Genomic DNA, 25,157 nt, shown 5'->3' on the forward strand with positions numbered 1-25,157 from the left:
AAAGGAACATCTAACGGTCAGGACCGACAATGCTAGTGGCCTGACCGTTAAATAACCATCCCCACCGCTTAGCGGAACGGCGGTTCGTCGAAGCTGCGCAGTTTGCGCGAGTGCAGCGAGTTGAGCTCGGTGCGCAACAGGTCGACCGCCTCGATACCGATCTTCAAGTGCTGGCTTACTGCGCGCTCATAGAACGCGTTGGCCGAACCCGGCAGCTTGATCTCGCTGTGCAGCGGTTTATCCGAGACACACAGCAACGTGCCATACGGCACACGCAAACGATAACCCTGCGCGGCGATGGTGCCGCTTTCCATGTCCACCGCCACGGCGCGGGACAGGTTGATCAGCGGCCGTTCCTGGGCCCAGCGCAGCTCCCAGTTGCGGTCGTCGTAGGTCAGCACGGTGCCGGTGCGCAGGCGCTTTTTCAGCTCTTCGCCTTTTTCGCCGGTGACATTCGCCGCCGCCTGTTGCAGGGCCATCTGCACTTCGGCCAACGCTGGAATCGGAATATTCGGTGGCACTACACGGTCGAGGATTCCGTCGCGACGCATATAGGCGTGGGCCAGTACGTAGTCGCCGATGGTCTGGGATTGGCGCAGGCCGCCGCAGTGGCCGATCATCAGCCAGCAATGCGGGCGCAGCACGGCCAGGTGGTCGGTAATGTTCTTGGCGTTGGACGGGCCGACGCCGATGTTCACCAAGGTCACGCCGTGGCCGTCGGTGGCCTGCAGGTGATAGGCCGGCATCTGATAGCGGTGCCAGACCACGCCCGCCGCAATGGCGGACGCTTCACCATGGTCCATGCTCTTGTCGATCACCACGTTGCCCGGCAACACCATGCGGATAAACCGGGGGTCGCTGCGCAGTTGTTCCAGGCCATGCAGGATGAACTGGTCGACATAGCGGTGGTAGTTGGTCAGCAGGATCCACGGCTGCACATGGCGCCAGTCGCTGCCGGTGTAATGCACCAGGCGGCGTAGGGAAAAGTCCACGCGCGCCGCATCGAACAACGCCAGCGGCAGTGGGTCGGTGTTTTCCCAGTCATAGAGGCCATCGGCGATGCCATCGGTGGCGGCCGACAAGTCGGTGCTGGGGAACACGCGGGCCAGGGTCGCGGCGGTCACGCCGGAGCCGGCCAGTTCGTCGCCCTGCTCCACCACGTACGGGTAGGGAATGTTTTGCTGGCTGACGCCCACTTCCACCGTCACCGTGAAGTCGTGCATCAACGGCACCAGTTGCTCCAGCAAATACTTACGGAACGCCGAAGGATGGGTGACGGTAACGCTGTAGGTGCCCGGCAATTGCACCTTGGCATACGCCCGGGTGGTCTGTGGGACTTCGCCGTGGCAGTGGTAGGTCAGGCGCAGTTCCGGGTAACGAAACAGTGCGCGTTGCGCGGCGTCGGGTTCGACGCGGTCCTTGAGGTATTGCTTGAGGGCCTGATTAAGCGCGCCGGTGGCCCGCTCATGCAGAGCCGCCAGCCGGTCCACGGCTTCTTCGGCGGTTTGAACGACAACAAAAGCTTCGGTCACGGTAAGCATCCTGTGTTCTGACGTGCTGGCCTTTATCTTGCCTGTATCCAGGGCTCACCGAAACAGCAGAGTTGGAATGCAATCCAATGTAGACCGTGTTTACATAGGTGAATGAGGGGTTGAGCGGGCGACGATGGCTTCCACCTCCACACCACGCGGCAACGTGCCATACACCCGCCCGGAAGCCTCGCCCAACCGACTGGCAATAAACCCATCACTGACCGCCGCATTGCCAGCCTCCAGCAACAACTTGGCCTGCAACGCCACGGCAATGTCCTCGGTCAGTTGCCGTGCACGGTACTGAATATCCTGGGTATCCATAAACCCCGCCTTGAGCTGCTCGATACGCCGCGCCAATGGCCTGTCACCGTGCCCATCACCGAGTTCGACAAACAACGCCTCCAGCACGCCCGGCTCCTTGGACAGGGCGCGCAGCACATCCAGGCATTGCACATTGCCGGAACCTTCCCAAGTGGAGTTCACCGGCGCCTCGCGGTACAGACGCGGCAGGATGCTGTCCTCCACGTAACCGGCACCACCCATGCACTCGGCGGCTTCGTTGATCATGGCCGGCGCACGCTTGCAGATCCAATACTTGCCCACCGCCGTGACCAGCCGGGCGAACTTGGCTTCCTGTTCGTCGCCCAAGTGGTCCAGGGCGCGCCCCATGCGCATGCTCAAGGCCAGCGCGGCCTCGCTTTCCAGGGCCAGGTCGGCCAGTACGTTTTGCATCAGCGGTTGTTCGCTGAGCACACGGCCGCCGACCGTGCGATGGGCGCAGTGATGGCTGGCCTGGGTCAGCGCCTGACGCATCAAGGCGCTGGAGCCGACCATGCAATCGAAGCGGGTCATGGCGACCATCTCGATGATGGTTGGCACGCCACGGCCCTCTTCGCCGATCATCCAGGCCACTGCGCCGCGAAACTCCACTTCGCTGGAGGCATTGGAGCAATTGCCGAGTTTGTTTTTCAGGCGCTGGATATAGAACTGGTTGCGCGTGTCATCCGGACGGTGCCTGGGCAGCAGGAAACAGGTCAGGCCCTTGTCAGTCTGCGCCAGGGTCAGGAAGGCGTCGCACATCGGCGCCGAGCAGAACCATTTGTGGCCGACCAGCTCATAGGCTTGCCCTGGACCACCCGCCCCCACTGGATAGGCGCGTGTGGTGTTGGCGCGCACGTCGGTGCCGCCCTGTTTCTCGGTCATGGCCATGCCGATAGTGGCACCGGCCTTGTGGGCGATGCCGACGTTGCGTGGGTCGTAGTGAGTGCTGAGGATCTTCGGCAGCCAGGTCTTCGCCAGGTCAGGCTGCAGGCGCAGCGCCGGGACGCAGGCGAAGGTCATGGTCAGCGGGCAACCGGTGCCGGCTTCGGCCTGGCTGTGCAGGTACGTCATGGCGGCGCGGGCCACGTGGGCGCCGGATTGCGGATGGGCCCACGGCAGCGACGGCAGGCCATGTTCAACGGCGGTGCGCATCAGCTCATGGTAGGCCGGGTGAAACTCCACCCAATCAATACGATGGCCGTAGCGGTCATGACTGTTGAACACCGGTTTGTTCTGGTTCGCCAGGAACCCGGCCGCCATCAACGGCCCACCGGCCAGCGCGCCGTAGGCATCGATGCGCGGCTCTGCCCAGCCGGCGCCGAAACGGCGTGACCAGTCTTGCAAGGGCAAGTCGATGCGATACAGGTTGGTGCCGTCCAGGGAAGGCGGCTGGTTGGTGACGTCGTGGGTTTCAGCGAACTGATGCAGGTTCATGACGGCCTCCTGAAAAAAGGCCCCGTTTGGTTGAGGCCTGCATTTCAGTTAAGCACCGTAGCCCGGCTTAAAAAAGTGACATACCCGCCGAATGCCCGGCGTTTTCGCCCTCGAATGCGCCCAGGACGCGACGCTCCAGCACCGCCTGCAGCACCTCGAAGCGCACCGGTTTAACCAGGCGTTCAGTCACACCGATGCCGTGCCCCTGCTCGCGCTCGGGCCCATTCAACGACGAACTCAAGGCGATCACCGGCAGCTCGCCGCAGCCAGACAGGGCACGAATCTGACAGCACAACGAGAAACCACCCTCAGCAATATCCAATAACACCGCGTCGTAATTGCCTCCCTGCAACATCGCCAATGCCGCCGGACCGCTGTCCACGGTTTTGACCCGATAGCCGAGCTTGAGCAACATGCCACGCACCGCCAGCGGGTTGACGCTGTTGTCGTCCACCAACAGCACGGCGCAGTCGTGCGGGACGCGTTGCCGGTCGGGCATGGCCTTGGGCTCGGACGGCACCACGTCGACTTCCACTTCCATCTGGAAGCGACTGCCCTTGCGCGGCTCGGAGTGATGGGTGAGGCGCCCGCCCAGCAGCTCGATCAATTGCCGGCAGATAGCCAGACCGATACCCAGGCCGCCGTACTCGCGGGTGGTGGAACCGTCGAGTTGGAAAAAACGCTGGTACAGGGTGGCTTCGTCGAGGAAGGCAAAGCCGATACCGGTGTCGGTCACGATAAAGCTCAGGCGCAAGCGACCGTCGCTCTGGGGCACGCCGACCACGCGCAGGCGCACAGCGCCTTCGTGGGTGAACTTGACGGCGTTATCCAGCAGGCAGTCCAGGCATTGGACCAACTTGCAGGCGTCACCGACCAGGCGATCCGGCAGCTCGCCCGCCACGTCGATGGAAAACGCCAGGCCTTTGCCCTGGGCACTGGCGCTGAATTGCTGGCGCAGGGTGTCGAGCGCGCCACGCAGGCTGAACACGTCGGGCTGGGCACTCAAGCGCCCGGCCTGCAGTTCGGTAAGGGTGAGGATGCCGTTGACCATGCGCATCATGTCCCGCGCCGAACCGGCGGCGGTTTGCTGGTACTGCGCCAGGTCGTCGTCCAGCGGCACGGTTTGCATGAGTTCCAACGAACCGATCACCCCATTCATCGGTGTGCGCAGTTCGTGGGTCAGGGTGGCAAGGAATTCATCCTTGAGCCGGTTGCTGCGCGCCAGTTGCTGGTTGAGCACTTCGAGCTTCTGGCTGGCGTCGAACAGGGTCTGCGCCTGTTGCTCGCGCATCGCATTGATGCGGTCTGCCAAGGCCAGCGACAGCAGCGCTACTTCAATCGCCGAGCCGATCTGGCTGGCGTACATGGTCAGGAACACATTGGGCAGGTAGCCCAGCACCATCAGCGTGTTCACCACCCCGCCCAGCAGGAACGCCGACCAGGCGATGATGAAATAGCGCGCCACCCGCTGGCCGCAATACCAGGCGTTTATGGCGGCGACAAAAATGCTCACGGTGAACACCAGCGCCAGGCCGGTGGCCAGGCGTAGCGCCAGGGCGTAGCTGGTCATCAGCGACAGCAGCATCACGACCGCGCCGCAGGCCACCAGCGCCAGCAACAGACGGTTGATCCAGCGGCTGTGTTGCGCGGTGTGCAGGAAGCTGCGCGCAAACAGGCTGCCGAACAGTGCCGATGCCCCAATCAGGAACGGCGTCGCGGCATTCGCCCACCAGGGATTGTTCGGCCAGAAATATTCCACCGCCGCGCCATTGACCGACAGCTGATACATGCCGAACGAGGCGATATAGAAGATGTAATAGAGATAGCTGGTGTCGCGCACGCTGAGGTAGATAAACAGGTTGTAGACCAGCATCCCCAGCAACACGCCGTAGATCAGACCCAGGACATACAAGCGCAGCGGCTGTTGTTCCAGGTAGGCAGTGCTGGACCAGAGGGTCAGCGGCGCCTGAATGGAACCTTCGCTTTGCAGGCGCAGGTAGACGGTTTTCGTCTCGCCGGGGGCGAAGTCGACTTTGAACAGGTAGTTGTTCTGGCGAATCTCACGTGCGGAAAACGGCAACGCATCGCCGGTATGTCCCGCCAGGCGATAGGCGCCGGTGCTGTCAGGCAGGTACAGGTCGAGGTGGTCCAGCGGCGGGTAAGCCAGCTCCAGCAACCAGGTGCGTTGGGCTTCGGGAGCGGAAGGCAAGTAATGCAGGTCGGCCTTGAGCCAAAACACCGAGCGCGAGTAGCCGGCGTTGAGCGTGTCTTTATCGTGGGGCTTGAACCGCCGCGCGGCGGAAGGCGCGCTGACATCGGCAATGGTGAGGGCATCGGAGGGGTCTTCGAGCACTTGCATGGCTCGGCCCAGCGGCAGGCTGCGGGTGTCGTGGTCGAACTCGATGGCGCTGGCGAGCATCGGCAGCCCGCACAACAATAAAATCAGCAAATAGCGCATAGAGCCCCAGCGTGGCCTGTCCGGTTATGTCAAAAGCCCCCCCTTCCTTTTGAGACGACGTACACCGGCGATACAGTTAAGTTGTTTGGATCCACTCTAGCATAGCCGGTAGAGGCCATTGGACACCATTGAATAAAATTTTTAAACGCCTCTAGACCAAGGCTTTCAGCCGGTTTTATCGCGTATTTCAAGGCACCAAAAACGTCACGTCCTGAGCAAAATTCAACCCACGCCCGACGTCCCCGCAAAAAGCGTTTGGTGGTAAGCTCGCGCACCATGAATATCTACAGCTCTCGCCCTGTTGTCCTCTGTCTCTCCGGCCATGATCCCAGTGGTGGCGCCGGCTTGCAGGCAGATATCGAAGCCCTGCTCGCCCAGGGTTGCCATGCCGCGCCGACCGTCACCGCCTTGACCGTGCAGAACACCGTCAACGTCAGCGACTTCCGCGTGCTCGACCGCGAGTGGGTGCTGGCCCAGGCCAATGCCGTGCTCAGCGACTCCGAGGTCGCCGCCGTGAAACTGGGCATGCTCGGCTCCACCGTGATGGTCGACACCGTGGTCGAACTGCTGCAGGCACACCCGCACCTGCCGGTGGTCTGCGACCCGGTGCTGCGGGCCGGCGGCGGTGGCAGCCTGGGCAAGGACGAAGTCGGCTACGCAATGCGCGAACGGCTGTTGCCGCTGTCGCTGATCGCTACACCGAATCTGCCCGAGGCGCGCATCCTGGCCGAACTGCCTGACGGCACGGCCGACGAATGCGCCGAGAAGCTATTGCCGTTTATCCAGCACCTGTTGATCACCGGCGGCCACGGTGACGAGCATGAAGTGCACAACCGGCTGTATAGCCGCGACGGCACGCGCCATACCTTTACCTGCCAGCGCCTGCCAGGCAGCTATCACGGTTCGGGTTGCACATTGGCCAGCACCCTCGCCGGGCGAATCGCTCAGGGTGAAGGGTTGGTGAGCGCGGTGCAAACGGCCCTCAACTACACTTGGCGCACCCTGCGTGACGCTGAACAACTCGGCCGGGGCCAATTTGTACCGCGCCGTCTGCCGCTGGATTTCTGCTCTTAACTTTCTGCTCTTAAAAGCAAGAGGCCTGCACGATGAAACTACGTGGCCTTTACGCCATCACCGACAGCCAGCTGTTGGCCGGCAAATTCCTCGCCTACGTCGAAGCGGCGCTGGACGGTGGCGTGACCCTGTTGCAATACCGCGACAAAAGCAGCGACGAAGCCCGGCGCCTGCGTGAGGCAGAGAAGCTGCGCGAATTGTGCTCGCGCTATAAAACCCGGTTGATCATCAACGACGACGCCGAACTCGCCGCGCGGCTGGGCGTCGGCGTACACCTGGGCCAGACCGACGGCCCATTGACGCCGGCCCGTGCGCTGCTCGGCTCCAAGGCGATCATCGGCGCCACCTGCCACAGCCAGATCGAACTGGCCGAGCAGGCCGCGAAGGAAGGCGCCAGCTACGTCGCCTTCGGTCGCTTCTTCAATTCCACGACCAAACCCGGCGCACCTGCCGCCACCGTCGACATGCTGACCCAAGCGCGCCAGCGTCTGCACCTGCCGATTTGTGTAATCGGCGGCGTCACCCTGGAAAACGCCGAACCCCTGGTGGCCCACGGCGCCGACCTGCTGGCGGTGGTGCACGGCCTGTTCGGTGCCGACAGCACCCAGGAAGTGACGCGCCGCGCCCGCGCGTTTAACGACCTTCTTAAATATTCAGTTTAGAGAGCCCGATCATGTCCCGTTCCGAAACCCTGTTTGCCAATGCCCAGAAGCACATCCCCGGCGGTGTGAACTCCCCCGTGCGTGCGTTCAAGAGCGTGGGCGGCACGCCGTTGTTCTTCAAGCATGCCGAAGGCGCCTACGTCACCGACGAAGACGACAAACGTTATGTCGATTACGTGGGTTCCTGGGGCCCGATGATTCTCGGCCATAGCCACCCCGACGTGCTGGATGCGGTGCGCAAGCAGCTGGAACACGGTTTGTCCTACGGCGCGCCGACCGCCATGGAAACCGAGATGGCTGACCTGGTGTGCTCAATCGTGCCGTCGATGGAGATGGTGCGCATGGTCAGCTCCGGCACCGAAGCCACCATGAGCGCGATCCGCCTGGCCCGTGGTTTTACCGGCCGTGACAGCATCATCAAGTTCGAAGGCTGCTACCACGGCCACTCCGACAGCCTGCTGGTCAAAGCCGGTTCCGGCGCCCTGACCCAGGGCGTGCCAAGCTCGGCCGGCGTGCCGGCGGCGTTCGCCAGGCACACCCTGACCCTGCCGTTCAACGACATCGGCGCGGTCGAGCAGATGCTCAGCGAAGTCGGCCAGGACGTGGCGTGCATCATCGTCGAGCCGGTGGCCGGCAACATGAACTGCGTACCGCCGGCACCGGGCTTCCTCGAAGGCCTGCGCGAACAGTGCGACAAGCATGGCGTGGTGCTGATCTTCGACGAAGTGATGACCGGTTTTCGCGTGGCGCTCGGTGGCGCCCAGGCGCACTACGGCGTCACGCCGGACCTGAGCACCTTCGGCAAGATCATCGGCGGCGGCATGCCGGTAGGCTGCTTTGGCGGCAAGCGCGAAATCATGCAGCACATTGCGCCGCTGGGCCCGGTGTACCAGGCGGGCACGCTGTCCGGTAATCCTCTGGCGATGGCGGCGGGCCTGACCACCCTGCGTCTGATCAGCCGCCCAGGTTTCCACGCCGAGCTGACCGACTACACCACGCGCCTGCTCGACGGTTTGCAAGAACGCGCCGACGCGGCCGGTATCCCCTTTGTCACCACACAAGCGGGTGGCATGTTCGGCCTGTATTTCAGCGGCGCCGACGATATCGTCACCTTTGACGACGTGATGGGCAGCGACGCCGACCTGTTCAAACGCTTCTTCCACCTGATGCTGGAGGGCGGCGTGTACCTGGCGCCAAGCGCCTTTGAAGCCGGCTTCACCTCGATCGCCCATGGTGATGCCGAGCTGAAACTGACCTTGGATGCGGCCGAACGCGCCTTTGCAGCCCTGAAATAAATAGCTGAGCGACCTGACGTCGCCCCGAGCGACGTCAGATTTGCTACTTTGCCTACAGATATGTCCTTATTTGTCCGAGAATTCACCTGCAATCCGGCAGATAACTTGCCTGACCAGCAGAAAAACGAGTAAAGACTTTGTAAGCAGGGGCCTGCTTATTTCATAATGCGCGCTTATTGGATCCCTAGCGGTCCGCGCGCCCCGTCAGAGGTAAGTCGATTCCCATGAAACGCACCGGCCGCACCCTGGTACTGGGCTGCCTGTTGCTCCTTCAGCCGCTGCTGGCACATGCACAAGCAGGCGGCAACTCGTTGTTAATCCCAGCGATGGGTCGTTGCACCCTCAATACCCAGCCAGAGAGCCAGGCCGAAGCCCTGAGCGCGTGCCAGAAACAGGCCGATGGTGGGGATGCGCAGGCGCAATACGAGTTGGGCGAGTACTTCCACGACAGCAAAAACCCCGCCCGCGACCTCAACAAGGCCTTGAGTTACTTCGAGAAAGCCTCGTTGCAGGGCCACGCCCAGGCACAGTTCCAGCTCGGCACCATGTTCTTCAAAGGTGAAGGCGTACCGGCCAATAATGTTCAAGCGTATATCGTGCTGAAAATGGCCGCGGTCAATGGCGCCGAAGATGCGCTGGACACCGCCGACGAAGTCGCCGAGCACATGCAGCGCGATGAATTGGAAGTGGCCACGCAGGTGCTGGGGCAGATCTTCCGCAACTACCTTCAGGAATTGCAGAGTGCCGATGGGCGTTCGCCCTTTTCACCCCTGCCCTGACTTTAGATTGGGGGGGCTGCTCCGCAGCCCGGCGCGGGACAAGCCCGCTCACCACAGCAAGCCCGCTAGGTACTGGGTTATGCCCTACTTCTCAGGCATCGGCATCGGAAACGGCATGACGTTGCTCATGCCACGCGCTTCGCTGATCTTCGGCGTGCCCAGGCGCTCGACTTCATCGATGCGCACAATCGAATGCATCGGCACAAAACTGCGCACAACGCCTTCGAACTGAGCCTTGAGTTTCTCTTCGCCCGGGTCGACGACCAATTGGGTGCGCTCGCCAAAGACGAACTCTTCTACCTCCAGGAAACCCCACAGATCACTTTGATAGATCTGCTTGGCGTACATTTCGAACACCTGGCCCTGGTTGAGGAAAATCACCTTGTAGATTGGAGCTTCACGTTTGGTCATGGCGGGCGAGCAACACATCGCGGATATAAAAGAGGGCGCGAACTATAGCATGGCACCCGATGCACAACGCTAGGAACCAATGGGCATGCCCCCTATAATGCGCGGTTCTTTACCACCAGTTGACGATTCCCATGGCCAAGAAGCTTTACATCGAAACCCACGGTTGCCAAATGAACGAGTACGACAGCTCGCGCATGGTCGACCTGCTGGGCGAACACCAGGCCCTGGAAGTCACCGCCCGCGCCGAAGATGCCGACGTGATCCTGCTCAATACCTGCTCGATCCGCGAACGGGCCCAGGACCGCGTGTACTCGCAGTTGGGCCGCTGGCGTGAATTGAAACTGGCCAACCCGGACATGGTGATCGCCGTCGGCGGTTGCGTGGCCAGCCAGGAAGGCGCCGCGATCCGAGATCGCGCGCCCTATGTCGACGTGGTCTTCGGCCCGCAAACCCTGCACCGCCTGCCGGAAATGATCGACGCCGCCCGCGCTACCAAGCTGCCGCAGGTCGACGTCTCCTTCCCCGAAATCGAAAAATTCGACCATTTGCCCGAACCGCGCATCGACGGGCCAAGCGCTTATGTGTCGGTGATGGAAGGTTGCAGCAAGTACTGCACATTCTGCGTGGTGCCCTACACCCGTGGCGAAGAAGTCAGCCGGCCGTTCGACGACGTGCTGTCGGAAATCATCCACCTGGCCGAAAACGGCGTGCGTGAAGTGACCCTGCTCGGCCAGAACGTCAACGGCTACCGCGGCCAGACCCACGACGGGCGCCTGGCCGACCTCGCGGAGCTGATCCGCGTGGTCGCGGCGGTGGACGGTATCGAGCGCATTCGCTACACCACGTCCCACCCGCTGGAGTTCTCCGACAGCCTGATCCAGGCCCACGCCGAGGTGCCGGAACTGGTCAAGCACCTGCACTTGCCGGTGCAATCGGGTTCGGACCGCATTCTGTCGGCGATGAAGCGCAACCACACGGCCCTGGAATACAAATCAAAACTGCGCAAGTTGCGCGCGGCGGTACCGGGCATCTGCATCAGCTCGGACTTTATCGTCGGCTTCCCCGGCGAAACCGAGAAAGATTTCCAGCAGACCATGAAGCTGATCGAAGACGTCGGTTTCGACTTCTCCTACTCGTTCGTCTACAGCCAGCGCCCGGGCACACCGGCTGCGGATTTGCTCGACGAAACGCCAGAAGCGTTGAAAAAGGAACGGCTGAATGCGCTGCAACATCGCCTGAATCAGCAAGGCTTCGAGATCAGTCGACAAATGGTCGGTTCGGTCCAGCGCATCCTGGTCACCGACTATTCGAAGAAAGACCCCGGCGAATTGCAGGGCCGTACCGAGAACAACCGGATCGTCAACTTCCGTTGCGACAACCCGACCTTGATCGGCCAGTTTGCCGATGTGCATATCGATGCGGCGCAACCGCACTCGTTGCGCGGGTCGTTGATTCAGTAATATCAGATCACCACATTAGAACCGCGCAGCATTCCGATGACGTAAGTGCTTTCGTACCCGCGCCACTGGCGTTATTCTCTCTTTCACCTCAACAGCCAAAGGGCGGCTAAAAGCGACCTTGAACGCACCCATAGTAGAACCCCATCGTTTTCTCCTCGAGCCTTTTGAGGCTCGCCGTTTCGCCAATCTGTGCGGACAGTTCGACGAGCACCTGCGCCTGATCGAACAACGCCTGAGCATCGAGATCCGCAACCGCGGCAATCAGTTCGAGCTTATTGGTGAACCCCAACACACCACATCCGCGGAAAACCTGTTGCGCCGCCTCTATCGCGAGACCAAGGGCAGTGAGCTGTCGCCGGAAACGGTGCACCTGTACCTGCAGGAGTCCGCCGTGGAAGACCTCGCCAATAACCCTGTGGCCGAAGCCAGCGTGGCCCTGCGCACCAAAAAAGGCATGATTCGCCCTCGCGGCTTGAATCAGCAGCGCTACGTCAAGGAAATCCTCGGCAACGACATCAACTTCGGCATCGGCCCGGCCGGTACCGGCAAGACCTACCTGGCCGTAGCCTGCGCGGTTGACGCCCTGGAGCGCGAGCAAGTGCGCCGTATCCTGTTGGTGCGCCCAGCGGTTGAAGCCGGTGAAAAGCTCGGTTTCCTGCCCGGCGACCTGGCCCAGAAGATCGACCCGTACCTGCGCCCACTCTACGACGCACTCTACGAGATGCTCGGCTTCGAATACGTGGCCAAGCTGATCGAGCGCCAGGTGATCGAGATCGCCCCGCTCGCCTATATGCGTGGCCGTACGCTGAACAACAGCTTCATCATCCTCGACGAAAGCCAGAACACCACCGTCGAGCAAATGAAGATGTTCCTCACCCGTATCGGTTTCGGCTCCACCGCCGTGATCACCGGTGACATCACCCAAGTCGACCTGCCCAAGGGCACCAAGTCGGGCCTGGGCCAGGTGATCGAGGTGCTCAAGGACGTGCCGGGCATCAGCTTCACGCACTTCATGCCCAAGGATGTGGTGCGCCACCCACTGGTGCAGCGCATTGTCGAAGCGTACGAACGCTTCGAACACCGCGATGACGGACTGTCAAAGGACGTCCACCGCGATGCTTGAGCTAGACCTGCAGCTTGAAAGCACAAAGCCCGCCCCCAGCGAAGCCCGATTCCGCGAGTGGTGTGCCCTGGCCCTGCGCCAGCGCACCGCCGACTCGGAACTGACCATCCGCCTGGTGGACGAGCCCGAAGGCCGCGAACTGAACCGCACCTGGCGCCAGAAGGACTACGCGACCAACGTGCTGTCCTTCCCCGCCGACGTCCCCGATGAGCTGCTGGATATTCCGCTGCTGGGCGACCTGGTGATCTGCGTCGCGGTGGTTGAACGCGAAGCCAAGGAACAAGGCAAGGCACTCGAGGCCCACTGGGCCCACCTGGTCATTCACGGCTGCTTGCATCTCTTGGGTTACGACCATATAGACGATGACGAAGCCGAAGAAATGGAAGCACTGGAACGAACGTTGCTTGCAGAGTTGGGTCATCCTGATCCGTATGCGGATGACGAAGTTTAGAAATCACCTATTAACTGTAATGATAAAGGATTCAGAGTAATCGCTATGAGCGAAGACCGATCGAGCAATGGGCAGAAGTCATGGCTGGGTAAATTGACCCAGGCTTTTGCCCACGAGCCGAAAAACCGCCAGGAGCTGCTGGAGCTGCTGCGCGAGGCCCACCAGAACAAGTTGCTGGACAGCGAAGCGCTGGCCATCGTCGAAGGCGCCATCCAGGTAGCTGACCTGCAAGTACGCGACATCATGGTCCCGCGCTCGCAGATGATCAGCATCAAGGCGACCCAGACCCCACGGGAATTCCTCCCGGCCGTGATCGACTCGGCGCACTCGCGCTACCCGGTCATTGGTGAAAGCCATGACGACGTCATGGGTGTCCTGCTGGCCAAGGACCTGCTGCCGCTGATCCTCAAGGAGAACGGCGACAGCTTCAACATCAAGGACCTGCTGCGCCCGGCCACCTTCGTGCCCGAATCCAAGCGCCTGAATGTGCTGCTGCGCGAATTCCGCGCCAACCACAACCACATGGCCATCGTAATCGACGAATACGGCGGCGTGGCCGGCCTGGTGACCATCGAAGACGTGCTCGAACAGATCGTCGGCGACATCGAAGACGAGCACGACGTCGAAGAAGACAGCTACATCAAGCCGCTGCCCAGCGGTGATTTCCTGATCAAGGCGCTGACGCCGATCGAGAACTTCAATGAGTTCTTCGACAGCGAATTCTCCGATGACGAATTCGACACCGTCGGCGGCCTGGTGATGAGTGCGTTCGGTCACCTGCCAAAACGTAACGAAATCACCGAGATCGGCGCCTATCGTTTCCGCATCCTGAATGCCGATAGCCGTCGTATCCACCTGATTCGCCTGACTCCTATTGCCCGCTAAGGAATGACATGCAGCGCCTAACCCGCCCCGGCTGGCCCGGTAACTTGCTGGCCGTGGTGGCCGGCGCCATCACTACCCTGGCGCTGGCGCCGTTCGATCTGTGGCCGTTTGCACTGGTGGCGGTCGGATTGTTCTATGTGGGCTTGCGGGAACTGACCCCACGCCAGGCACTGGGCCGTGGCTGGTGTTTCGGTTTCGGCCTGTTTGGCGCCGGGACCAGCTGGATCTACTACAGCATCCACCACTTCGGCGGCGCTTCAGTGCTGCTGGCGGGGTTCCTGATGCTGCTGTTCACCGCCGCCATTGCCTGGTTCTTCGCCCTGCCCGCCTGGTTATGGGCACGCTGGCTGCGGCGCAATGAAGCACCGCTGGCGGATGCACTGACGTTTGCCGCGTTGTGGGTTGGCCAGGAGGCGTTTCGCGGTTGGTTCCTCACGGGGTTCCCGTGGCTCTACTCCGGTTACAGCCAGCTCGATGGCCCGCTCACCGGCCTGGCGCCCGTCGGCGGCATGTGGCTGATTTCCTTTGCCCTGGCGCTGACGGCCGCCTTGCTGTGCAACCTGCCGCGCTTGCTGGCCGGCAAGCGCAACGCCTTTGTCGGCGCGGGCCTGGTGTTGCTGGTCGCGCCTTGGGCCATCGGCCTGGCCCTCAAACATTACGCCTGGACCAGTCCTTCCGGCGCCCCACTCACCGTGGCCGCCATTCAGGGCAACGTCGAACAAAGCATGAAGTGGGACCCGGAACAGCTCAACGCGCAATTGGCGCTGTACCGCGACATGAGCTTCACCTCCAAGCGTGTCGACCTGCTGGTGTGGCCGGAAACCGCAGTGCCGGTGCTCAAGGAATCGGTGGAAGGCTACCTGGGCATGATGGGCAAGTTCGCCGCCGACCGGCACACCGCGCTCATCACCGGCGTGCCGATCCGCCAGGAGGTGCACCACCAGAAGCGCTACTTCAACGGCATCACCGTCGTGGGTGAAGGTGACGGCACCTACTTGAAGCAGAAACTGGTGCCTTTTGGCGAATACGTCCCGCTGCAGGACATGCTGCGCGGGCTGATCGCCTTCTTCGACCTGCCGATGTCGGACTTCGCCCGTGGCCCCGCTGACCAGGCCATGCTGCAGGCAAAGGGCTACCAAATCGCACCCTTCATTTGCTACGAAGTGGTCTACCCGGAATTCGCCGCCGGCCTCTCGGCCCAGAGCGACTTGTTGCTGACTATCAGCAACGACACCTGGTTCGGCCGCTCCATCGGCCCGTTGCAGCACCTGCAAATGGCGCAGATGCGTGCGCTGGAGGCCGGCCGCTGGATGATCCGCGCCACTAACAACGGTGTGACCGGGCTGATCAACCCGTTTGGGCAGATCACTGCGCAGATCCCGCAGTTCGAACGCGGCATTCTGTACGGTGAAGTGGTGCCGATGCATAACCTCACGCCGTACCTGCAATGGCGTTCGTGGCCGCTGATCATTGTGTGCCTGGGGTTGTTTGGTTGGGCGTTGCTGGCGGGCCGAATGGCCAAAACCGTCTGACAAAATCACACCGGACCCAATGTGGGTATGCCTGGTTATCGGTAAAACAGCCGATAACCAGTCTGCCCCACCGCCTCATTGATCAACTGCCCGCTCTGCCACACCGACTTGAACTCCGGCATCCAGCCGCCCAGCGGCCGGGCATTGTCCACGCCCAAAAAGCCCACCGGCGCCGGCACCACCGTGAAGCCGGCCTTTTCAAAGCTCCATACCGCCCGTGACATATGCCAGGCCTGCGTCACGACCACCACACGCTTGATGCCTTCGGGCAACAGAATCTCGGCACTCATCTGCGCGTTTTCCCAAGTGGTGCGGCTGCGCTCCTCTTTCCAGCGCACCGTCACACCGAAGTCATCCTGCATCGACACCGCCATCAACTGCGCCTCGCTGGGCGGCGTACCGTAATGCAGGCCACCGCTGGTCAGCACCGGCAGCCCGGAGGCCTTGGCCAGTCGCGCGGCATAACGCTGGCGCTCCAGGCCGATACCGGTAGGCTGGTCGGCGCCCCATGCCGGGTCACCGCGCTCACGCCCCGAACCCAGCACGACAATAGCATCGGCGCGCTGGGCCAGTGTGGACCACTCTTCACGCGCCAATGGCGGCTCGGTCTCCAGGACTCGCGCGCCCCACTCCACCATCACCGGCAAGCTGATCAGCCACATGCCGCCCAGGCCCAAGGCAAAGCAGCAGCCCGCCAGCCGCGGGCGACTGCGCCTAAACCACCAGGCAAGAGCCAGCAACAGCAAAAGAATGCCGGGCGGCAAAAGCAATTGTTTGATGAAGTAACGAATAGGCATCGGGCATCTCCAAAGATGCCCGAAGCCTAAGGTGTAACGGGGTTTAGCGACAATCTTTACAGTGACATAACGCGCGGGTGCGGCTGCACGGGGAGTGAACTACTTGCAGCGGGCAGACCGGAATGTTTCCGGGCCACGACCGGCCGGCAAGTCTTTTAGCCACACCACCTTGGCAGAGTGCGGAGGCTCTTGGGCTGGCGGGGTTGCCACCCACGGAGGCGCACTGCGCTCGTTGCGTTCCAGGTAAGCCTTGATCAGTTCCAGCTCCGCGCGGCTCAACCCGCGCAGCTCCAACTCCACAGGCCGTTCATCTCGCAATCGGCCTGCTGTCCTTGCTGCATCCAATGCACGACCCAAGCGGTCGATCAATCCCTCGTAGATGTCCGGTTTCGTTGCGATTCGCTGCGATTCAACCATCCCCTCACCTCATTGAAGAAAGACTTGCTCCCCACTAAACAGCGTAGTCCCCGTGGCTGCGCCTGCCTGGCGCCGCGACAGACGGCCCTTACCGTGTAATCAGGGTTTCCCTCGATAGAGTGGGGTCATGTATGCTACGGCGCTTCCTGTAACTCCACTTCCCGCAGGGTTTGGGCATGGACGCGCCGCTTTTTGGTGTCGATCTACCCGGACAACGCTGCGAAGAGGATTAGGCCACCCCTATTCAGTTCAAAAGTAGCCATGCACGAACACTACCAGCCCCGTGAAATAGAAAACGCCGCCCAAACCTTCTGGGATGCGCAAAAGTCCTTTGAAGTCAGTGAACAGCCAGGCAAGGAGACTTACTACTGCCTATCGATGTTCCCTTACCCCAGCGGCAAGCTACACATGGGGCACGTGCGTAACTACACCATCGGCGACGTGATTTCCCGTTACCAGCGCATGCTCGGCAAGAACGTCCTGCAACCCATGGGTTGGGACGCCTTCGGCATGCCGGCGGAAAACGCTGCGATGAAAAACAACGTGGCCCCCGCCAAGTGGACCTACGAAAACATCGCCTACATGAAGACCCAGCTGCGTAGCCTGGGCCTGGCGGTGGATTGGTCCCGCGAGGTGACCACCTGCAAGCCGGACTACTACCGCTGGGAACAGTGGCTGTTCACGCGCCTGTTCGAAAAAGGCGTGATCTACCGTAAGAACGGCACCGTGAACTGGGACCCGGTCGACCAGACCGTACTGGCCAACGAACAAGTGATCGACGGTCGCGGCTGGCGTTCCGGCGCGGTGATCGAAAAGCGCCAGATCCCGATGTACTACTTCAAGATCACTGCCTACGCGGATGAACTCTTGTCGAGCCTCGACGACCTGCCGGGCTGGCCTGAACAGGTCAAGACCATGCAGCGCAACTGGATCGGCAAATCCAAGGGCATGGAAGTGCAGTTCCCGTACAACGTCGACTCGATCGGCGAAGCCGGGGCTCTCAAGGTGTTCACCACCCGTCCGGACACCCTGATGGGCGCAACCTATGTCGCCGTGGCCGCCGAGCACCCCTTGGCCACCCAGGCCGCACAGAACAACCCTGAACTGCAGGCGTTCATCGCCGACTGCAAAGGCGGCAGCGTGGCCGAAGCCGACGTCGCCACCCAGGAGAAAAAAGGCCTGCCGACCGGGCTGTTCGTCGAGCACCCACTGACCGGCGAGAAATTGCCGGTATGGGTCGCCAACTATGTGCTGATGCACTACGGCGACGGCGCAGTGATGGCGGTGCCGGCCCACGACGAGCGCGATTTCGAATTTGCCACTAAGTACAACCTGCCGATCAAGTCGGTCGTGCGTACCAGCTCGGGCGATACCAACCCGGCGCCGTGGCAGGACGCCTACGGCGAGCACGGTACCCTGATCAATTCCGGCGAGTTCGACGGCCTGGACTTCGCCGGCGCCTTCGACGCCATCGAAGTCGCCCTGATCAAGAAAAACCTCGGTGCCTCGCGCACCCAGTTCCGCCTGCGCGACTGGGGCATCAGCCGCCAGCGCTACTGGGGCTGCCCGATCCCGATCATCCACTGCGACAGCTGTGGCGACGTACCAGTACCGGAAGAGCAACTGCCGGTCGTGCTGCCGGAAGACGTGGTACCGGACGGCGCCGGTTCGCCATTGGCGCGCATGCCCGAGTTCTACGAGTGCAGCTGCCCGAAATGCGGTGCGCCCGCCAAGCGTGAAACCGACACCATGGACACCTTCGTGGAGTCCTCGTGGTACTACGCCCGCTACGCTTCGCCGCACTACGAGGGCGGCCTGGTGGAGAAATCCGCGGCCGACCATTGGTTGCCGGTGGACCAGTATATCGGCGGCATCGAACACGCCATCCTGCACCTGCTGTACGCGCGCTTCTTCCACAAGCTGATGCGTGACGAAGGCCTGGTGAGCTCCGATGAGCCGTTCAAGAACCTGCTGACCCAGGGCATGGTCATCGCCGAGACTTACTATCGCCGCGAAGCCAATGGCGCCTACACCTGGTTCAACCCGGCGGACGTCGAGCTGGAGCGTGACAGCAAAGCCAAGGTCATCAGTGCCAAGCTGATCGCCGACGGCCTGCCGGTGGAGATCGGCGGCACCGAGAAGATGGCCAAGTCCAAGAACAACGGCGTCGACCCACAATCGATGATCGATCAGTTCGGCGCCGACACCTGCCGCTTGTTCATGATGTTTGCCTCGCCGCCCGACATGAGCGCCGAATGGTCCGACTCCGGCGTCGAAGGTTCGCACCGTTTCCTCAAGCGCGTCTGGCGCCTGGCGCACGCCCATGTCAGCCAGGGCCTGCCGGCCAAGCTGGACGTGGCGTCGTTGAGCGACGAGCAAAAAGCCATTCGCCGCAGCACCCACCTGGCCATCAAGCAAGCCAGCCAGGACGTGGGCCAGCACCACAAATTCAACACCGCCATCGCCCAGGTGATGACGCTGATGAACGTGCTGGAAAAAGCCCCGCAGGCAACCGGGCAAGACCGCGCACTGCTGCAGGAAGGCCTGGAAACGGTCACCCTGCTGCTGGCGCCGATCACGCCGCACATCAGCCACGAACTGTGGAGCCGTCTGGGCCACAGCGACGCGGTCATCGATGCGCGCTGGCCGGTACAGGATGACAGCGCCCTGGTCCAGGACACGCTGGCGCTGGTGATCCAGGTCAACGGTAAACTGCGTGGCCAGATCGACATGCCGGCCACCGCCAGCCGCGAAGACATCGAAGCGGCCGCGCGTACCAACGAAAACGTGCTGCGCTTCACCGAAGGCCTGACGATCCGCAAAGTGATCGTGGTGCCTGGCAAACTGGTCAATATCGTCGCCAGCTAAATCGGATCGGGCGCGGGGCTTGAGCCCTGCGTCGAACTAAACCTTCAGGGCCTCGATAAGGCCCGCCTGGTTTCAAGGGGAGCAACAAAATGATCAAACGCAATCTGCTGGTAATGGGCCTTGCCGTTCTGTTGAGCGCTTGCGGCTTCCAGCTGCGCGGCACCGGCACCAATGAATTGTCGCTCAAGGAACTCGACGTCAGCGCGCGTAACGCCTACGGCGAGACCGTGACTCAACTGCGTCAGGCTCTGGAAAACAGTGGCGTGCACGTCTATAACGGCGCCACCTACAAACTGTACGTGGCCGACGAGCAAGAAACCCAGCGCAACATCAGCTACGCCAGTGCCGGCCGCGCGTCGGACGTTGAGCTCATCACTACGATCAACTTTGATATACAAGGCCGCGACCATTTGCCTCTGATGAGTGACAAGATTCAGGTGCAGAAGGTCGTGAGCCACGACGGCAACAACCTGGTGGGTTCGGACTCCGAGAGCCTCCAGGTGCGCAAGGAAATGCGTCGCGAGCTGATCCAGCGCATGCTGATTCGCCTGCAACTGCTGACCCCGGAAAAACTCGCAGAGCTGCAGCACATTGCCGACAACAAGGCCAAGGCTGACGCCGATGCCCTGAAAGCCGCGCAAGAGTATGAAGACAACACACCGAAACAGTCGCCTGTTGAAGTTCCTGTCGAGTAAGCCAGACGGGGCGCCCCAGGCGCCCCGTTCGCCCTGCCTATGAAACTCGCTCCCGCCCAACTCGCCAAGCACCTGCAAGGTGGCCTCGCGCCTGTCTACATTGTCAGCGGTGATGACCCGCTGCTGTGCCAGGAAGCCGCGGACGCCATCCGCACCGCCGCCCGCCAGCAAGGCTTCGATGAACGCCAGGTATTCAGCGCCGACGCCAGTTTCGACTGGGGCACGCTGCTGCAAGCCGGCGCGAGCATGTCGCTGTTTGCCGAAAAACGCCTGCTGGAACTGCGCCTGCCTTCGGGCAAGCCCGGTGATAAAGGCGCGGCCGCCCTGATGGAATATTGTTCCCGGCCTGCCGAGGACACGGTATTGCTGATCAGCCTGCCCAAGCTCGACGGCAGTGCGCAGAAGACCAAGTGGGGCAAGGCTCTGGTGGAAGGGGCACAGACCCAGTTCATCCAGATCTGGCCGGTGGACAGCAGTCAGTTGCCGCAATGGATTCGTCAGCGCCTTTCACAATCGGGGCTGTCGGCGACGCAGGATGCGGTAGAGCTGATCGCCGCCCGGGTCGAAGGCAACTTGCTGGCCGCCGCCCAGGAAATCGAAAAGCTCAAGCTGATGGCCGAAGACGGGCAGATCACCGTCGAGACCGTGCAAGGTGCGGTGGCTGACAGCGCACGCTTTGACGTGTTCGGCCTGGTGGACGCGATCCTCAACGGCGAACCCGCCCACGCCCTGCGCATGCTCGAAGGCTTGCGCGGCGAAGGCGTGGAGCCGCCGGTGATTCTCTGGGCACTGGCCCGGGAGCTGCGGGTACTGGCCAATATCGCCCTGCAATACAGCCAGGGCACACCGCTGGACAAATGCTTCAGCCAGGCCCGGCCACCGGTGTGGGACAAGCGCAAACCCCTGATGAGCAAAGCCCTGCAACGCCACTCGGCGCAACGCTGGGCGCAGCTGTTGCTGGAGGCCCAGCGCATCGATGCGCAGATCAAGGGCCAGGCGGCCGGCTCGCCGTGGATGAGCTTGAGCCGTTTGTCGCTGTTGATGGCCGGACAGCGCCTGGCGTTACCTGCCGAATAACCCCTCTCTTAAAAACACCGAAAACCAATGTGGGAGGGGGCTTGCTCCCTCCCACATTTTTGATCGCGTTACAATTCATGGGCTTTACAACGATCTGACTTAGGCAGATTATTTTTGCCGTTAAAACCACCCAACGAGAGTAACCACCATGAGCAAAAAGCCATCCAAGCATGGCCCCAACAAGGCCAAATCCATCATCGCCCAGCCACTGTTCCGCAGCCGTCAGGAACGCGCCGGCAAGGGCAAAGGCAGCTACCGCCGCGAAGCCTTCCAGTCTAATAGCTGGGAGGCTTCTTACTTTCTGGCTGCCTGAAGGCAAGCGCCCCTCCGGCATGATAAGGTCTGCATCTGATCTGTAACCCCTGGACCTGTGCATGCCCTCTAGTCTTTCCCGTCGTTGGCACCTTCGCCAATTGATCGCTGCCTCCAGCCTCATTCTGCTTGTCGCCTGCGCCGAAAAACCGACCGCCGCCGACGCCCAACCGCTGCCGAAGCTGTCGACCGCCCCCGTGGTCGCGCCCGCTGTCGTGGCCCCGCTGGCCGTGGACAATCTCGATATCCAACCGACCCAGACCTTCGCCGAATGGCAGGCAGGTTTCCGTGTGGACGCCTTGAAAGCCGGGATCACAGCGGCGGTGTTTGATAACGCCTTCGCCAATGTCACCCCGGACATGGCGGTGATCCGAGCCGACCGCAGCCAGCCGGAGTTCTCCCGGCCGGTGTGGGAATACCTCGACGGAGCCTTGTCGCCAGTGCGGGTGCGCAATGGCCAAGCATTGCTGATCAAATACGCTGACATCCTGCAAAGCATCGAGCAACGTTATGGCGTCGACCGCCAGGCGCTGGTCTCGGTATGGGGCATGGAGAGCAACTTCGGCCAATTCCAGGGCAACAACTCGGTGATCCGCTCCCTCGCAACGCTGGCCTACGAAGGCCGCCGTCCGGCCTTTGCCCAGGCGCAGTTGCTGGCGGCGCTGCAGATCATCCAGCACGGCGATATCCAGGCCGACCAGATGAAAGGCTCCTGGGCCGGCGCAATGGGCCAGACCCAATTTATCCCGACCACCTACAACACCCACGCCGTGGACTTCGACGGCGACGGCCGCCGCGATATCTGGAACAGCCCGGCCGACGCACTCGCCTCCACTGCGCACTACCTGCAAAGCTCCGGCTGGCAGAAAGGCCAGCCGTGGGGCTTCGAAGTGAAACAACTGCCGGCGAACTTCGATTACGCCCTGGCCGACGGTGGCGTGCGCAAGAGCGTGGCCGAGTGGCTGAAGCTGGGCATCCAGCTGCCACCTGGCGCGAGCATGCCGCCCAACGTCGACCAACTGTCCGCCGCCCTGCTGCTGCCGGCCGGCTACCGTGGCCCGGCGTTCCTGGTGCTGGATAACTTCCGCGCAATCCTCAAGTACAACAACTCGTCGTCCTACGCACTGGCGGTTGGCCTGCTGTCGGAGCGCTTTGGTGGCGATGGTGTGATTCGCGGCGAATGGCCCAAGGATGAGCTGCCGCTGAGTCGTTCACAGCGTATCGATTTGCAGACGGCGCTGAGCGCCAAAGGCTACGACGCGGGCAACCCGGACGGGATTATCGGCGCCAACACACGCAAAGCGATTCGTGCGGCGCAGCAGGCGCTGGGCTGGCCGGCGGATGGGTATCCGACGGTGAAGTTGCTGGAGTCGTTGCAGAACCGCTAGATTGGCTTATGGCGACTACCGCTATCGGGGCGGTGCGACGATTCAACTTGCCCCCGATAGCGGTTCAGCAGACGACAACAGATTCAGAGCTTGAAGACCACATCCTGCTCCAACACCACCCGCTGTTCCCCCGCATCCAGCCGCACCTGCGCCCCCATCGGCAACGTCAGATTCGGATCACAGTGCCCACTGCGCCATCCGGACAACACCGGAATGCACAGCGGCTCGAAGGTCTGCTTCAGCAGACGATCCAATGCGACCTTATCCACGCCCGCCACATCCCCCACCAGCACACCGGCCACTTGAGCCAGTTTGCCTGCCAGGCGCAAATGCGTGAGCAGGCGGTCGATGCGGTAGATCGGCTCGTTGACGTCTTCGATAAACAGGATGATGCCTTCTGCGTCGATTTCGTACGGTGTGCCCATCACGGCGGCGATCATCGACAGATTGCCACCCAGCAAGCGCCCACAGGCGATGCCTGGTGCAATCGTGGTCAACGGCCAGGCCACCGGGTGCTTAAGCTCGGCGCCCGTACCGAGCTGGCCACGCAGCATACTCAGCAAGGACGATTCGGTCGGTGCCTGCTTATCGCCGAGCAGATCGGCATTGAGCATCGGGCCGTGAAAGGTCACGAACCCGGCGTAGCGGTTGATCGCCAAGTGCAAGGCGGTGATGTCGCTGTAGCCGACGAATGGCTTGGGGTTGGCGCGCAGCAGGTCGAAGTCCAGCGCTTCGAGCAGCCGCGGCGTGCCGTAGCCGCCGCGCAGGCAGAGGATTGCATCGATGTCGGGGTTGGCGAAAGCCGCATGCAGGTCGTGCAGGCGCACTGCGTCGCTGCCGGCGAGGTAGCCGTCGCGCTCGTAGACGCCAGGGAAGATATGCAGATCGTAGCCGCGGGCGCGCACCCATTGCCCGGCCTTTTCAACGTCCAGCGCGGCAGGGCCGGCGGGGGCGATCAGAGCGATGGTGCCTTCAGCACGAAGGGCTGGAACGGCTGCTGCCATACAACTCTCCCTAACTAACGCGGAACGAAATGTGGGAGGGGCGGTGCGACGATTCGACTTGCCCCCGATAGCGGTGGATCAGCCAGCACCTGTAGCGACTGACACATCGCAATCGGGGGCAAGCCCCCCCCACATTGGACCTGCGGTGTAGCGCAGATCTGTATTACGAAACCAGGCTCGCCTTGACCAGCTTGGCCTGTTCGTCGGCGTGGTACGAAGAACGAACCAGCGGGCCCGACGCGACGTTCTTGAAGCCCATCTTGTAGCCTTCCTCGGCGAACCAGGCGAAGGTGTCCGGGTGCACGAAACGCTGCACCGGCAAGTGGCTGCGCGATGGCTGCAGGTACTGGCCCAGGGTCAGCATGTCGATGTCGTGCTCGCGCATGCGCTTCATGACTTCGATGACTTCTTCGTCGGTTTCGCCCAGGCCCAGCATCAGGCCGGATTTGGTCGGGATGTGCGGCATCATCTGCTTGAATTTCTGCAGCAGGGTCAGCGACCACTGGTAGTCCGAACCCGGACGCGCGGCCTTGTACAGGCGCGGCACGGTTTCCAGGTTGTGGTTGAACACATCCGGCGGCTCGGCAGCGGTGATTTCCAGCGCGACGTCCATGCGGCCACGGTAGTCCGGCACCAGGGTTTCGAGCATCACGTTCGGCGACAGTTTGCGGATTTCGCGGATGCAGTCGGCAAAGTGCTGGGCACCGCCATCGCGCAGGTCATCGCGGTCTACCGAGGTGATCACCACGTACTTGAGTTTCAGGTCGGCGATGGCGATGGCCAGGCTTTGCGGCTCGTTCACGTCCAGTGGCTTCGGACGGCCGTGGCCGACGTCACAGAACGGGCAGCGACGAGTGCAGATGTCACCCATGATCATGAACGTGGCGGTGCCGCCGGAGAAGCACTCGCCCAGGTTCGGGCAGGAGGCTTCTTCACATACGCTGTGCAGCTTGTGCTTGCGTAGCAGCGCCTTGATACGGTCGACTTCCGGCGAAACCGGGATGCGCACGCGGATCCAGTCGGGTTTTTTCGGCAGTTCGGTGGTCGGAATGATCTTCACCGGGATGCGTGCAACCTTCTCGGCGCCGCGCAGCTTGACGCCGGCTTCCACCTTGGCACGCGGGGCCGGGGCCGGACGCTCGGTGACGTCCAGCGTCGGGATCATGGTTTGCACTGCATCAG

22 protein-coding genes are annotated in these 25,157 nt (G+C 62.0%); 14 read left to right on the forward strand and 8 right to left on the reverse strand.

The window, feature by feature from the left end:
- Window positions 1-68 precede the first annotated feature (68 nt).
- The 3 genes from amn to PSH66_RS26070 all read right to left on the reverse strand — a co-directional run bounded on the left by amn (window position 69) and on the right by PSH66_RS26070 (window position 5,745).
- Entirely contained in the window at window positions 69-1,541 is a 1,473-nt protein-coding gene (gene amn / locus PSH66_RS26060; protein WP_003176267.1) for an AMP nucleosidase, read from the reverse strand.
- 90 nt (window positions 1,542-1,631) lie between these two features.
- Entirely contained in the window at window positions 1,632-3,287 is a 1,656-nt protein-coding gene (locus PSH66_RS26065; protein WP_305427927.1) for an acyl-CoA dehydrogenase family protein, read from the reverse strand.
- A gap of 67 nt (window positions 3,288-3,354) precedes the next feature.
- A complete protein-coding gene (locus tag PSH66_RS26070) occupies window positions 3,355-5,745 on the reverse strand; it encodes a hybrid sensor histidine kinase/response regulator (RefSeq protein ID WP_305427928.1) in 2,391 nt (796 codons plus the stop codon).
- A 276-nt stretch (window positions 5,746-6,021) separates the two neighbouring features.
- Between PSH66_RS26070 and PSH66_RS26075 the strand changes: the two genes are divergently transcribed.
- From PSH66_RS26075 to PSH66_RS26090, 4 genes are all read left to right on the forward strand, one after another.
- Window positions 6,022-6,819: a hydroxymethylpyrimidine/phosphomethylpyrimidine kinase gene (locus PSH66_RS26075; RefSeq protein ID WP_305427929.1), complete on the forward strand. Its 798-nt coding sequence runs from the start codon at window positions 6,022-6,024 to the stop codon at window positions 6,817-6,819.
- Window positions 6,820-6,851: 32 nt separating this feature from the next.
- Complete coding sequence (gene thiE / locus PSH66_RS26080) at window positions 6,852-7,481, forward strand: thiamine phosphate synthase (protein ID WP_305427930.1); 630 nt, start codon at window positions 6,852-6,854, stop codon at window positions 7,479-7,481.
- An 11-nt stretch (window positions 7,482-7,492) separates the two neighbouring features.
- Entirely contained in the window at window positions 7,493-8,776 is a 1,284-nt protein-coding gene (gene hemL, locus PSH66_RS26085; protein ID WP_003176272.1) for a glutamate-1-semialdehyde 2,1-aminomutase, read from the forward strand.
- A gap of 224 nt (window positions 8,777-9,000) precedes the next feature.
- The gene (locus PSH66_RS26090) at window positions 9,001-9,555 is read left to right on the forward strand and encodes a tetratricopeptide repeat protein (RefSeq protein WP_003176273.1); all 555 of its coding nucleotides are present in this window, start codon (window positions 9,001-9,003) and stop codon (window positions 9,553-9,555) included.
- Window positions 9,556-9,639: 84 nt separating this feature from the next.
- Here PSH66_RS26090 and PSH66_RS26095 read toward each other — a convergent pair whose 3' ends face one another.
- A complete protein-coding gene (locus PSH66_RS26095; RefSeq protein WP_003215457.1) occupies window positions 9,640-9,966 on the reverse strand; it encodes a DUF1820 family protein in 327 nt (108 codons plus the stop codon).
- A 131-nt stretch (window positions 9,967-10,097) separates the two neighbouring features.
- On the opposite strand from PSH66_RS26095, the gene miaB reads away from it, so the two are divergent.
- The 5 genes from miaB to lnt all read left to right on the forward strand — a co-directional run bounded on the left by miaB (window position 10,098) and on the right by lnt (window position 15,417).
- Window positions 10,098-11,426 carry a tRNA (N6-isopentenyl adenosine(37)-C2)-methylthiotransferase MiaB gene (gene miaB / locus PSH66_RS26100; RefSeq protein WP_003176275.1) on the forward strand — a complete coding sequence of 443 codons (1,329 nt, stop codon included), beginning with the start codon at window positions 10,098-10,100 and terminating at the stop codon, window positions 11,424-11,426.
- 118 nt (window positions 11,427-11,544) lie between these two features.
- On the forward strand, window positions 11,545-12,549 hold the full coding sequence (locus PSH66_RS26105) for a PhoH family protein (protein ID WP_305427931.1): 1,005 nt from the start codon (window positions 11,545-11,547) through the stop codon (window positions 12,547-12,549).
- Window positions 12,542-13,000: an rRNA maturation RNase YbeY gene (ybeY, locus tag PSH66_RS26110; protein ID WP_003176277.1), complete on the forward strand. Its 459-nt coding sequence runs from the start codon at window positions 12,542-12,544 to the stop codon at window positions 12,998-13,000. Before PSH66_RS26105 ends, ybeY begins: the two co-directional genes overlap by 8 nt.
- Before the next feature lie 45 nt (window positions 13,001-13,045).
- The gene (locus PSH66_RS26115) at window positions 13,046-13,885 is read left to right on the forward strand and encodes an HlyC/CorC family transporter (protein ID WP_003176278.1); all 840 of its coding nucleotides are present in this window, start codon (window positions 13,046-13,048) and stop codon (window positions 13,883-13,885) included.
- An 8-nt stretch (window positions 13,886-13,893) separates the two neighbouring features.
- Entirely contained in the window at window positions 13,894-15,417 is a 1,524-nt protein-coding gene (lnt, locus tag PSH66_RS26120; protein ID WP_305427932.1) for an apolipoprotein N-acyltransferase, read from the forward strand.
- A 35-nt stretch (window positions 15,418-15,452) separates the two neighbouring features.
- On the opposite strand, the gene PSH66_RS26125 is transcribed toward lnt, so the two are convergent.
- Together PSH66_RS26125 and PSH66_RS26130 are read right to left on the reverse strand one after the other, a co-directional pair.
- Window positions 15,453-16,214, reverse strand: a complete 762-nt coding sequence (locus PSH66_RS26125; RefSeq protein ID WP_305427933.1) for a YdcF family protein — start codon at window positions 16,212-16,214, stop codon at window positions 15,453-15,455.
- Between the two features lie 99 nt (window positions 16,215-16,313).
- Window positions 16,314-16,631 (reverse strand): hypothetical protein, encoded by a 318-nt coding sequence (locus PSH66_RS26130; protein ID WP_305427934.1) that lies wholly within the window; start codon window positions 16,629-16,631, stop codon window positions 16,314-16,316.
- Between the two features lie 261 nt (window positions 16,632-16,892).
- On the opposite strand from PSH66_RS26130, the gene leuS reads away from it, so the two are divergent.
- The 5 genes from leuS to PSH66_RS26155 all read left to right on the forward strand — a co-directional run bounded on the left by leuS (window position 16,893) and on the right by PSH66_RS26155 (window position 22,971).
- Complete coding sequence (gene leuS, locus PSH66_RS26135; RefSeq protein WP_003176282.1) at window positions 16,893-19,499, forward strand: leucine--tRNA ligase; 2,607 nt, start codon at window positions 16,893-16,895, stop codon at window positions 19,497-19,499.
- Between the two features lie 89 nt (window positions 19,500-19,588).
- Window positions 19,589-20,194: an LPS assembly lipoprotein LptE gene (lptE, locus tag PSH66_RS26140; RefSeq protein ID WP_003176283.1), complete on the forward strand. Its 606-nt coding sequence runs from the start codon at window positions 19,589-19,591 to the stop codon at window positions 20,192-20,194.
- A 39-nt stretch (window positions 20,195-20,233) separates the two neighbouring features.
- Window positions 20,234-21,271 carry a DNA polymerase III subunit delta gene (gene holA / locus PSH66_RS26145; protein ID WP_057703213.1) on the forward strand — a complete coding sequence of 346 codons (1,038 nt, stop codon included), beginning with the start codon at window positions 20,234-20,236 and terminating at the stop codon, window positions 21,269-21,271.
- Between the two features lie 148 nt (window positions 21,272-21,419).
- Window positions 21,420-21,584 carry an alternative ribosome rescue factor ArfA gene (gene arfA, locus PSH66_RS26150; protein WP_003176285.1) on the forward strand — a complete coding sequence of 55 codons (165 nt, stop codon included), beginning with the start codon at window positions 21,420-21,422 and terminating at the stop codon, window positions 21,582-21,584.
- Window positions 21,585-21,645: 61 nt separating this feature from the next.
- On the forward strand, window positions 21,646-22,971 hold the full coding sequence (locus tag PSH66_RS26155) for a lytic murein transglycosylase (protein ID WP_003176286.1): 1,326 nt from the start codon (window positions 21,646-21,648) through the stop codon (window positions 22,969-22,971).
- Window positions 22,972-23,054: 83 nt separating this feature from the next.
- Here PSH66_RS26155 and PSH66_RS26160 read toward each other — a convergent pair whose 3' ends face one another.
- Together PSH66_RS26160 and lipA are read right to left on the reverse strand one after the other, a co-directional pair.
- Window positions 23,055-23,975 carry an LD-carboxypeptidase gene (locus PSH66_RS26160; protein ID WP_305427935.1) on the reverse strand — a complete coding sequence of 307 codons (921 nt, stop codon included), beginning with the start codon at window positions 23,973-23,975 and terminating at the stop codon, window positions 23,055-23,057.
- A 163-nt stretch (window positions 23,976-24,138) separates the two neighbouring features.
- A complete protein-coding gene (lipA, locus tag PSH66_RS26165; protein WP_164485627.1) occupies window positions 24,139-25,140 on the reverse strand; it encodes a lipoyl synthase in 1,002 nt (333 codons plus the stop codon).
- Between the last annotated feature and the right edge of the window lie 17 nt (window positions 25,141-25,157).

Origin of the sequence: Pseudomonas sp. FP597, assembly GCF_030687435.1 — a bacterium.
GTDB lineage: Bacteria > Pseudomonadota > Gammaproteobacteria > Pseudomonadales > Pseudomonadaceae > Aquipseudomonas > Aquipseudomonas lactucae.

Bases quoted from the DNA above. Each gene is read 5' to 3' on its own strand.
- amn (WP_003176267.1), bottom strand. From the start codon at position 1,541: ATGCTTACCGTGACCGAAGCTTTTGTTGTCGTTCAAACCGCCGAAGAA.
- PSH66_RS26065 (WP_305427927.1), bottom strand. From the start codon at position 3,287: ATGAACCTGCATCAGTTCGCTGAAACCCACGACGTCACCAACCAGCCG.
- PSH66_RS26070 (WP_305427928.1), bottom strand. From the start codon at position 5,745: ATGCGCTATTTGCTGATTTTATTGTTGTGCGGGCTGCCGATGCTCGCC.
- PSH66_RS26075 (WP_305427929.1), top strand. From the start codon at position 6,022: ATGAATATCTACAGCTCTCGCCCTGTTGTCCTCTGTCTCTCCGGCCAT.
- thiE (WP_305427930.1), top strand. From the start codon at position 6,852: ATGAAACTACGTGGCCTTTACGCCATCACCGACAGCCAGCTGTTGGCC.
- hemL (WP_003176272.1), top strand. From the start codon at position 7,493: ATGTCCCGTTCCGAAACCCTGTTTGCCAATGCCCAGAAGCACATCCCC.
- PSH66_RS26090 (WP_003176273.1), top strand. From the start codon at position 9,001: ATGAAACGCACCGGCCGCACCCTGGTACTGGGCTGCCTGTTGCTCCTT.
- PSH66_RS26095 (WP_003215457.1), bottom strand. From the start codon at position 9,966: ATGACCAAACGTGAAGCTCCAATCTACAAGGTGATTTTCCTCAACCAG.
- miaB (WP_003176275.1), top strand. From the start codon at position 10,098: ATGGCCAAGAAGCTTTACATCGAAACCCACGGTTGCCAAATGAACGAG.
- ybeY (WP_003176277.1), top strand. From the start codon at position 12,542: ATGCTTGAGCTAGACCTGCAGCTTGAAAGCACAAAGCCCGCCCCCAGC.
- PSH66_RS26115 (WP_003176278.1), top strand. From the start codon at position 13,046: ATGAGCGAAGACCGATCGAGCAATGGGCAGAAGTCATGGCTGGGTAAA.
- lnt (WP_305427932.1), top strand. From the start codon at position 13,894: ATGCAGCGCCTAACCCGCCCCGGCTGGCCCGGTAACTTGCTGGCCGTG.
- PSH66_RS26125 (WP_305427933.1), bottom strand. From the start codon at position 16,214: ATGCCTATTCGTTACTTCATCAAACAATTGCTTTTGCCGCCCGGCATT.
- PSH66_RS26130 (WP_305427934.1), bottom strand. From the start codon at position 16,631: ATGGTTGAATCGCAGCGAATCGCAACGAAACCGGACATCTACGAGGGA.
- leuS (WP_003176282.1), top strand. From the start codon at position 16,893: ATGCACGAACACTACCAGCCCCGTGAAATAGAAAACGCCGCCCAAACC.
- lptE (WP_003176283.1), top strand. From the start codon at position 19,589: ATGATCAAACGCAATCTGCTGGTAATGGGCCTTGCCGTTCTGTTGAGC.
- holA (WP_057703213.1), top strand. From the start codon at position 20,234: ATGAAACTCGCTCCCGCCCAACTCGCCAAGCACCTGCAAGGTGGCCTC.
- arfA (WP_003176285.1), top strand. From the start codon at position 21,420: ATGAGCAAAAAGCCATCCAAGCATGGCCCCAACAAGGCCAAATCCATC.
- PSH66_RS26155 (WP_003176286.1), top strand. From the start codon at position 21,646: ATGCCCTCTAGTCTTTCCCGTCGTTGGCACCTTCGCCAATTGATCGCT.
- PSH66_RS26160 (WP_305427935.1), bottom strand. From the start codon at position 23,975: ATGGCAGCAGCCGTTCCAGCCCTTCGTGCTGAAGGCACCATCGCTCTG.
- lipA (WP_164485627.1), bottom strand. From the start codon at position 25,140: ATGATCCCGACGCTGGACGTCACCGAGCGTCCGGCCCCGGCCCCGCGT.